Origin of the sequence: Kitasatospora sp. NPDC091257, assembly GCF_044757675.1 — a bacterium.
Lineage (GTDB): Bacteria > Actinomycetota > Actinomycetes > Streptomycetales > Streptomycetaceae > Kitasatospora > Kitasatospora lactacystinica.
In genome coordinates this window covers 1-8,604 of sequence record NZ_JBIVVI010000261.1, presented here as the reverse complement: position 1 = coordinate 8,604, position 8,604 = coordinate 1, and the positions used below count along the sequence as shown (strand labels likewise).

Sequence of the window (8,604 nt, the reverse complement as noted above, 5' to 3'; positions counted from 1 at the left end):
GTCGGACGGGCGGGCGGGCGGCGGCCTCGACAGGAGCCGGACGCGCCGGTTCGCCGGGTGCGCCGTTTCGTCGGGCGGTGGCGCGGGAAGGGAGCCGGGTCCATGGCGGCGAAGTGTCCGGCGAGTTCGCCGAGCACCCAGTCCGCTTTCCGGTCGACGGGCATCAGGTGGTGGCTCCGGTGGGTCTCCTGCTGCTCCACGTGGGCGGAGCCGGCCCGCCGCAGGGCCTTGACGATCTCGGCCGTGGCCGGCGGCCGTTCGGCGAGGACGAGCAGCAGGCAGTCCCCGCTGTCGCCGGCGAGGGCGCCTCGGGTGGTGCCGGCCGGAACGTACACGGCGGTGCGGGCCGCGGCCTCCAGCGGCGCGGAGTCCGCCTCGCCGGCGTGCCAGGCGACGCTGCCGGAGCACACGAGGACGACGGCGTCCACGGTCGCCTCGGCGTACGCCACCGGGGATCCGGCCGCCGCGAGGTAGGCGGTCGCCTCGATGTGCCGGCCGAGCACCGCGCGGACGGTTTCGAGGGCAGGTCGTGCGGATGCCAGCCAGTCGGTGACGGACGGCAGCCGCAGGACGGCGCCGGCCCGGTACTGCCCGGTGACGTTGCGGTGGTGGACGAAGCCGGTGACCTTGTGGTTCTGGACCCTGCGAGCCGTGAAGACCTCGGTGGCCGGCAGCCGGGCGCCGCCCCGGTAGACCTCCAGGTAGGGGTGGGCGAGCAGGCCGCAGTCGATCGTGCCGAGCACGTCGGCGGCGGTCGGCAGCGCCATGCCGTCGGACAGCGCGATGCCGCCGAACAGGCCCGTGCCGTCGGACAGGGCCGTGCGGGCGGTCGGGCCGTCGCGGCGTTCGGCGAGCCAGCCGGCGAGGCCGGTGTCGACGTCGGCGTGGGGTTCGGTCCGCGTCATCGTGATCCGTCCCGCAGGCGTGCGGTGGTGAGGGCCCGGTCGACGAGCGTGGCGCTGTCGACGCCGGAGGCGAAGTCCTTGAGGTCGGCCAGCAGCGCGGCGGCCCGGGCGAGCGCTGAGGTGGCGTCACGGCCGGCCCCGGCGGGGCGGCCGGAGGCGATCCACGCGTCGATGTACGCCTGCACCAGTGCCGACGGCGAGGGCTCGGTGAGCGTGAAGGTCACGTGCAGGGAGGCGCGGTCGATCGCGGTGGCGGCGTGCCCGGTGCCGTGCGGCAGGTAGAGGAGGTCGCCGGGTTCGAGGACGACGACCTGCTCCTCGGAGGTGTCCACATCCAGCCCGGCACTGGCCTCCGGGGGCGCGTCGTACAGGTGCCATTCCTTGGCGCCTTCGAGCTGGACGGCGACGACGCGGGAGCCGTCGCGGTGCGGGAGCATGCCGCGCTTGCCCGCCGGCGTGTAGAAGAGGAACGCCTTCGACTCGGCGGGGAAGACCGCGTTGAGCGCGTCGTTGACGTCCCGGAGGAAGGGGTGCCAGTCCTCGACCTGGTTGAGCTTGAGGGTGGCGCCGTCCGCGAGTTGTCGGCCCACTCCGACGGGATCGATGAACCCGTCGACGCGGCTGCCGGCGACCTCGCGGGTCGCCAGGACCTCGCTGTCGGAGGGCGCCAGGCCCTCCTGGAGGACGGAGAAGTAGGGGCGGCGCAGCAGGCTGCCGTCGATCAGCGCGAGGATGTCGCTGATGCGCGGCAGCCCGTCGAGGGCGACCGCGGCGCGCAGGACCAGGGTTTCACTCCCGTGGTACGCCGTGCGCAGGTCGCTGCCGTCCTCCAGCAGATCAGTCAGCGTGCTCACCGGCACCGGTGGCTCTCCCGTCACGAGTTGACACCGTGGCCGACGGTTGGGTGGCACCGGCCGCCCAACCGTCGGTCACGTCGTGGATGTGCGCGACTGTCAGGCGAAGTCGATGTTCTGCATGAGCATCGGAGCGTCGCCGTCGAACTCGTCGAGCTCGTCGATCGCCGCGGCGCGCAGCTCGTCCTCGGTGGGCGTGATCAGGGTGTCGATGCTCACAATGATCTCCTCGTCTCGTCGCGAGTGACTGATTCCCCGTCTTCCCATATGAATTGACGGTCAGTCACTAAAAACGTAAGGCCGATCCCTGTCGACGGTCAACCCCGCGTGCCCGACGGGAGGATCCGGTTCGTCGGGTCGTGAGACGTCACGTTCGAGGAGGCTCCCGGGGGCCTCCCGTCCGCGGCGCCGGGTGGTCCGGAAACCGCCGGGAGCCCGCCGCACATGCTCTACGCTCGGGGCGCGAAAGGGCCCTCGCCGGTCTGCCGGAGGCTCTTCGCGCGCCCCGACACACCCGCACGACGGCCCGATCCGTGGGGAGACCCCTGTCATGACCACCTCGTCCAAGCCTCCCGCGACAGCCGCCGCGCCGGCCCGATCCCTGCTGCGCGCCCACCGGGGCTTCCAACTGCTGCTCACCGGCGACACCGTCAGCCAGTTCGGCAGCCAGGTCACCATGCTGGCGATACCGCTGGTGGCCCTGAGCACCTTTCACGCCTCGGCCTTCCAGATGGGCCTGCTCACGGCGGCCTCCACCATCCCGGTCGCCGTGGCCGGCCTGCCGGCCGGGGCGTGGGTGGACCGGATGCGGCGCCGACCGGTGCTCGTCGCGGCCGACCTGCTGCGATTCGCCCTGCTGGCCTCGATACCGCTGGCCTACGCGTTCGGCGTCCTCACGCTGGCCCAGTTGTACGCGGTGGCGGTGCTGGCCGGCACGGCCACGGTGTTCTTCGACGTCGCCCACCTGTCGTACCTGCCGTTCCTGGTCGGACGCGACCGGCTGACGGAGGGCAACGCGGTGCTGCAGACGGCCAACCGGGGCGCCGAGTTCAGCGGCCCGGCGGTCTGCGGCTGGCTGGTCCAGGCGGCCGGACCGGTCGGCGCCCTCATGGTGGACGCGGTCAGCTTCCTCGTCTCCGCCGCCTCCATCGGCGCGATCCGGCGTTCCGAGCCGCAGCCGGAGCAGACGGCGCACGGCTCGCTGCGCCAGCAGATCGCCGTGGGACTGCGCTACGTCCTCCACCACCCGGTGCTGCGCGTGCTCGTCTCCAGCGGCGTGCTGCTGTGCCTGGCGACCACCGCACTGCTGGCCGTCCAACCGATCCTGCTCGTCCGGGACTTGGGGATGAGTCCGGGGCTCTACGGCCTGCTGCTGGTCGGGGACGGCATCGGCGGATTCGTGGGCAGTCTGGCCGCGCGGCCGGTGATCCGCAGGCTCGGGACCGCCCGCACCATCTGGGTGCCGAGCCTGGCCATCGTGCCCTTCGTCCTGCTGCTGCCCTTCACCGGCCACGGCTGGCTCATCCTGCTCTACCCGGTGGGCTCGTTCGTCTTCGCCGTCGGCATCTCCCTGCGCAACGTCGCCCAGCTGAGCTACCGCCAAGGCGTCTGCCCGCCCGAGCTGCTCGGCCGGATGAACGCCTCGATGCGCGTACTGACCTGGGGCGCCATGCCACTGGGCGGCCTGCTCGGCGGCGCGCTCGCCCAGTGGGCCGGCACCCGCGCCGCCCTGTGGGCCGTCTTCGCCCTGATCGTGCTGTCCCTGCCGCCGGTGCTCACGCCCGCGCTGCGCGGCCGGGACTGACCAGGACGACCGCGCGGCGGAGCGCCCCGGCCCGGGCTGCCGTGGCAGCCCGGGCCGGGCCGCAGCGGGTGCTACTTCTCGCCGAGGAACCCGACGACGGCGCGGCGCAGTCCGGCGCTGTCCAGACCGTGGGCGATGGCGTGCTGGCGGGGCGAGCCGTAGTTGCGCAACTCGTCACGGCCGACGCCGAGTCCGAGCACCCGGTGCGACAGGTCGCCCAGCGCGTCCACGACCTCCGGGACCGAGGTGCCGGCGAGGTACGGCTCGACCAGGACGACGGCCGGCTCCCGCTGGTCCGCGACGGCCGCCCGCAGCGCGACGGCGTCGAAGGGCCGGACGGTGGACGCGTACAGCACGGTGACGTCCAGCCCCTCGGTCGCGGCCAGAACCGCGTCGGCCAGCGGGCCGACGGCGATGACGACGGCCCTCGTGCCGTGCCGCAACCTGCCCAAGCCGCGGTGCGGACGGCCGTCGACGATGCCGTGGGCGTGCGCGTTGGACTGGTTCGACAGACGCAGGTAGACCAACCCGTCGCCGTCGGCCGCCTCCCGTAACTGCGCCTCGGCCTCGTCGGCGTGGCCGGGGACGTCGATCGTCCAGTCGGGCAGCGTCGACAGCAGCGCGACGTCACCGGGCGACTGGTGGGTGCGTCCGCTGTTCGCGATGTCGTAGGAGGCCCCGGCGCTGACCAGCACCGCCCCGACTCCCTGGTGGTTGAGGTCCAGCTTGATCTGCTCGAAGGGCCGCTCGACCAGGAACGGCGCGAAGCTGTGCGCGATCGGCCGCATCCCGGCGAGCGCGAGGCCGCCGGCGGCGCTGATCAGGAGTTGTTCACGGATGCCGAAGTTCAGCACCCGGTGCGGGTGGCGCTCGCGGGCGCCGTCGAAGAGGGCTGACGTCAGGTCGGCGGTCAGCACCGCCAACCGCTCGTGGCTGTCCAGCAGCCGCGTGGACACCTCGACGAAGCGCTCACGCATGATTCCGGCCATGGGGGTCCTCCTTGGGTTCACGACGGGGTGGGTCGGCCGTGGCGGGGTCGGCCGGCTCGGGGCGGCGACGGCCGCGGTGCGGTGCGGTGCGGAACGGGTGTCACCGCGCTCCGGTGTCACCGCACCCCGGTGTCGGCCACCACGAGCCGTGGAGCGCCGGGGTGCGGGGCGCGGAAGGCCGCCTCCAGCTCGTCGTGGTCCCGGCCGTCCGCCCGTACCGCCGACCAGCCCTCGACCTCGAAACGCTTCTCCATGCCGCCCGGCCAGCCGTGGCTCGCGGAATGGTTGTCGACCACGATCACGTGGAGCCGCTCCAGGCCGACGCGGCCCGCGTAGGCGATCGCCTCATGGTTGGAGCCCTCGTCCAGCTCGCCGTCGCCGATGAGGACCCACACGTCGGACGGAATGCCGCGGGCGCGCAGCCCCAGCGCCGTGCCCACGGCCAGCGGCAGCCCGTGGCCGAGCGAGCCGCTGGATATCTCGACGCCGGGCACGAGGGACCGGTCCGGGTGCATGCCGAGCGGGGAGCGGAAGGTGCCGAACCGGCGCAGCTCGGCGGGGTCGATGAAGCCCCTCGCGGCCAGCACCGCGTAGTAGGCCATGGGGCCGTGGCCCTTGGAGAGGAAGAACCGGTCCCGGTCCTCGGCCATCTCGGGGGTGACGCGCAGGACGCGGTCGTACAGGACCCACAGGGCGTCGACGGTGGAGATCGCCGCCTCCCGGTGCTTCTCGTCGCCCACCATCATCGCCATCAGCTCGCGCAGGTCTTCGAAGGTTGCCGTGGTCATCGCAGCGGGGTCTCCAGACGTGTGTGGGGCGGGCGGTGAGGTGGCATGGTCGAGCGGTCGGGGACACCGTGGCGTTTCGGCGTCCCGGCGTCCCGGCGGGCAGGCGGGCAGGCGGGCGAGGGGGCGGGTGCCCGGTTACCAGATGCGTACCCGGTCGGCCGGGTCCCGCCACATCCCGTCGCCCTCGCGGACACCGAAGGCCTCGTGGAACTCCGCGAGGTTGCGCACGGCGGCGTTGCAGCGGAACTCCGCCGGGGAGTGCGAATCGACCACCAGCCTCCGTCGGACCTCGGCATCGCGGGCCTTGAACCGCCAGACGCGCGCCCAGCTGAGGAAGAACCGCTGTGCGCCGGTGAGGCCGTCGACGACCGGTGGTTCGGCACCGTCGAGCGACCGGAGGTAGGCGCGGTAGGCCATGGTCAAGCCGCCGATGTCGCCGATGTTCTCGCCGACCGTCAGCGCGCCGTTGACGTGCTGCCCGGGCGCCTGCTCCGGCTCCAGCGCGTCGAACTGCGCGATCAGCGCGGCGGCCCGCTCGTCGAAGGCGGCGCGGTCGGCCTCGGTCCACCACTCCCGGAGGGCGCCGGTGCCGTCGTACTTCGAGCCCTGGTCGTCGAAGCCGTGGCCTATCTCGTGGCCTATGACGGCTCCGATGGCCCCGTAGTTCACGGCCGCGTCGGCCTCGGGGTCGAAGAACGGGGGCTGGAGGATCGCGGCCGGGAAGACGATCTGGTTCATCCCGGCGCTGTAGTACGCGTTGACCGTCTGCGGGGTCTTGGACCACTCGTCGCGGTCCGCCGGGGCGCCGAGTCCGGCCAGTTCCCGGTCGAACTCGAAGGCCGCGGCGCGCTGCGCGTTGCCGACCGGGTCGTCGCGGCGCACCGTCAGGGCACTGTAGTCGCGCCAGCGGTCGGGGTATCCGATCATCGACGTGAAGGCGTCCAGCTTCTCCAGGGCGCGGTCCTTGGTTTCCGGCCTCATCCAGGGCAGGGCCCGGATGCCGTGCCGGTGCGCGGCCACGAGGTTGCCGATGAGTTCGAGCACCAGCTCCTTGGAGCGCGGCGGGAAGTGCTCGGCGACGTAGAGGCGGCCCAGCGCGTAGCCGAGTCCGGACTCGACCAGGTCCAACCCGCGCTGCCACCGCTCGCGCTGCTCGGGAACGCCGGTCAGGGCGGTCCCGTAGAAGGCGAAGTGCTCCTCGGCGAAGGCGCTGCTCAACAGCGGCGCGGTCGTACGGACCAGCTGCCAGGACAGCCACGCCTGCCGGCACGCGACCGGCGTCCGCGCCCAGAGCGTGGAGAGCTCTTCGAGGAAGCCGGGCTGCCGGACCACGACTTCGGCGAGCGCCGAAGCGGGCGCCCCGATCCCTTCCCGCCAGGCGTCCCAGTCGAAGGCCGGGGCCAGGGCGTCCAGGCCGGAACGGTCGAGGAGGGTGTAGGCGCGCACCTCGTCGCGGGCCTTCACCCGGTCCCAGTGCGCCGAGGCGATCCGTGTCTCCAGCGCGACGACGCGTCCGGCGGTGCCGGCCGGATCGGTCGCACCGGTGAGCTTCAGCATCGTCTCGATGTGCGCGCGGTAGGCGGCGCGGACGGAGACCGAGGACTCCTCCCGGTAGTACGACTCGTCCGGCAGGCCGAGCCCGGCCTGGTGGAGGTGGACGAGACAGCGGTCGGGCCGGTGCGCGTCGGTGTCCACGTACGCGGTGAAGAGGCCGGTCGCCCCGCGGCGCTGCAACTGCCCCAGGACCCGGGCGAGGGCCGGGCCGGAGTCGGCGGCGGCGATCAGATCGAGGGCCGGCCGCAGGGGTGCCGCGCCGAGCTCCTCGACCCGCTGCTCGTCGAGGAAAGCGGCGTACAGGTCGCCGATGCGGCGCTCGTCGCTGCCCTCCGGCGTGTCCCCGGCCGCTGCCCGCTCCACGATCTCCCGCAGGTGCAGCTCGGCGCCGTCGCGCAGGTCGGCGAGCGATCCGGCGACGGCGCGGTCCTCGGGAATGACGGACTCGTCGAGCCAGCGGCCGTTGACGTGACGGAAGAGGTCGTCCTGCGGCCGCACCTCCGGACGTCCCCAGGAGAGGTCGACGTTCCTCGAGACCGCTTCGCGCATCGCAGATCCTCCCGTGTCGTGACTGCCCGTCAGACCGTATCCAGACTGTGCGGTGTCGGAACAGGTGGCGGAACGATGCGACGACGCCTCCCGCGGGTGTGCGCGAATCGGTCCGGAACGGGGTGTGTCCCGGCGTCGTGCGGTCGCCTACGATGCCTGACGGATCGCAAGCCGTGTGGTGACGAACGGGCGGGAGGCCCTGTGAGGCTGCGTGAACTGGGCTTCTCTGTCGGCGAGTTCTCCGACGGCTGGCCGGCCCGTGCCATGACGGCGACGGCGCACGAGGCGGTGCGCGCGGTGCTGTCCCCGGACGACGTGGACGAGCTCGTCGCCGACCGCGGGTTGCGGATGCCGGCGTTCCGGATGGCGCGGGACGGAAGATTGGTCAACCCCCGTCACTACACGCTGGCGTCCGGCTCCGAAACGACCTCGACCGTCGGGCAACTCGCCGACCCCGAAGGGATCGCCCGGCAGCTGGGCCGGGGATCGACCCTGGTCCTCCAGGGAATCCAGCGGTTCCACCCGCCGGCGGGCAGACTCGCCCGCTCGCTCGCGCGCGAGCTGGGCGCCCGGGTCTTCGTCAACGCCTACCTGACGCCGGACGCCGCCCAGGGTTTCGCCGAACACACCGACCCCTACAGCGCGTTCCTCGTCCAGCTCGCGGGCGCCAAGCGCTGGCAGGTGCGGCCCTCGGCCGACGCGCCGGTGGAAGAGGTGCTCCTGCGGCCGCTGGACGTGCTGTGGCTGCCGGCGGGCTGGCTCCACGCGGGCGTCGCGCTGCCCGGCTCACCCAGCGTCCATCTGACACTGGCCGTCAACCCGCTTCCGCTCACCGACGTCGTCACCGCGATCACCGAGGGCCTGATGCGGCAGGTGGACGGCGAGACGCTGCCCCCGCTGCCGGCGGATGGCGCACAGCAGGTACTGGAACGCGAAGTCGACCGGCTGGCCGCACGCCTCCGCGCCGCCCTGGTGGGCGTCGACGCCGGGGAACTGGCCCGCACCCTGCTGGCCCGCAACGCCGAGGGCGCCGAGGCGCCGGCCGACCGGGTCAGCACGGCGCTCGGCCTCGTACCGCCCGACGCGCCGACGGGCACCTGGGCCACCGGCGGCGACGGGGTGTAGCGCGGCGGGCCGGGCCGCACGGCACTGAGCACCGGG

General features: G+C 73.1%; 7 protein-coding genes. 2 read left to right on the top strand and 5 right to left on the bottom strand.

The window, feature by feature from the left end; all coding sequences use genetic code 11:
• The coding region (locus tag ACIQOV_RS14905) for a hypothetical protein (RefSeq protein ID WP_401048658.1) at positions 1-905 on the bottom strand (905 nt) is incomplete at its 3' end.
• On the bottom strand, positions 902-1,759 hold the full coding sequence (locus ACIQOV_RS14900) for a JmjC domain-containing protein (RefSeq protein WP_401048656.1): 858 nt from the start codon (positions 1,757-1,759) through the stop codon (positions 902-904). The genes ACIQOV_RS14900 and ACIQOV_RS14905, both read right to left, overlap by 4 nt.
• A 550-nt stretch (positions 1,760-2,309) precedes the next feature.
• Between ACIQOV_RS14900 and ACIQOV_RS14895 the strand changes: the two genes are divergently transcribed.
• The gene (locus ACIQOV_RS14895) at positions 2,310-3,563 is read left to right on the top strand and encodes an MFS transporter (RefSeq protein ID WP_401048654.1); all 1,254 of its coding nucleotides are present in this window, start codon (positions 2,310-2,312) and stop codon (positions 3,561-3,563) included.
• Between the two features lie 71 nt (positions 3,564-3,634).
• On the opposite strand, the gene ACIQOV_RS14890 is transcribed toward ACIQOV_RS14895, so the two are convergent.
• The 3 genes from ACIQOV_RS14890 to ACIQOV_RS14880 all read right to left on the bottom strand — a co-directional run bounded on the left by ACIQOV_RS14890 (position 3,635) and on the right by ACIQOV_RS14880 (position 7,443).
• Entirely contained in the window at positions 3,635-4,552 is a 918-nt protein-coding gene (locus tag ACIQOV_RS14890; protein ID WP_401048653.1) for a transketolase family protein, read from the bottom strand.
• Between the two features lie 116 nt (positions 4,553-4,668).
• On the bottom strand, positions 4,669-5,340 hold the full coding sequence (locus ACIQOV_RS14885) for a thiamine pyrophosphate-dependent enzyme (protein WP_401048652.1): 672 nt from the start codon (positions 5,338-5,340) through the stop codon (positions 4,669-4,671).
• Positions 5,341-5,475: 135 nt separating this feature from the next.
• Positions 5,476-7,443 carry a M13 family metallopeptidase gene (locus ACIQOV_RS14880; RefSeq protein WP_401048650.1) on the bottom strand — a complete coding sequence of 656 codons (1,968 nt, stop codon included), beginning with the start codon at positions 7,441-7,443 and terminating at the stop codon, positions 5,476-5,478.
• A gap of 201 nt (positions 7,444-7,644) precedes the next feature.
• Between ACIQOV_RS14880 and ACIQOV_RS14875 the strand changes: the two genes are divergently transcribed.
• Positions 7,645-8,568 carry a JmjC domain-containing protein gene (locus ACIQOV_RS14875; protein WP_401048648.1) on the top strand — a complete coding sequence of 308 codons (924 nt, stop codon included), beginning with the start codon at positions 7,645-7,647 and terminating at the stop codon, positions 8,566-8,568.
• Positions 8,569-8,604 lie beyond the last annotated feature (36 nt).

Coding starts and splice junctions, on each gene's coding strand:
- ACIQOV_RS14895 (WP_401048654.1), top strand. CDS start 2,310: ATGACCACCTCGTCCAAGCCTCCCGCGACAGCCGCCGCGCCGGCCCGA.
- ACIQOV_RS14890 (WP_401048653.1), bottom strand. CDS start 4,552: ATGGCCGGAATCATGCGTGAGCGCTTCGTCGAGGTGTCCACGCGGCTG.
- ACIQOV_RS14885 (WP_401048652.1), bottom strand. CDS start 5,340: ATGACCACGGCAACCTTCGAAGACCTGCGCGAGCTGATGGCGATGATG.
- ACIQOV_RS14880 (WP_401048650.1), bottom strand. CDS start 7,443: ATGCGCGAAGCGGTCTCGAGGAACGTCGACCTCTCCTGGGGACGTCCG.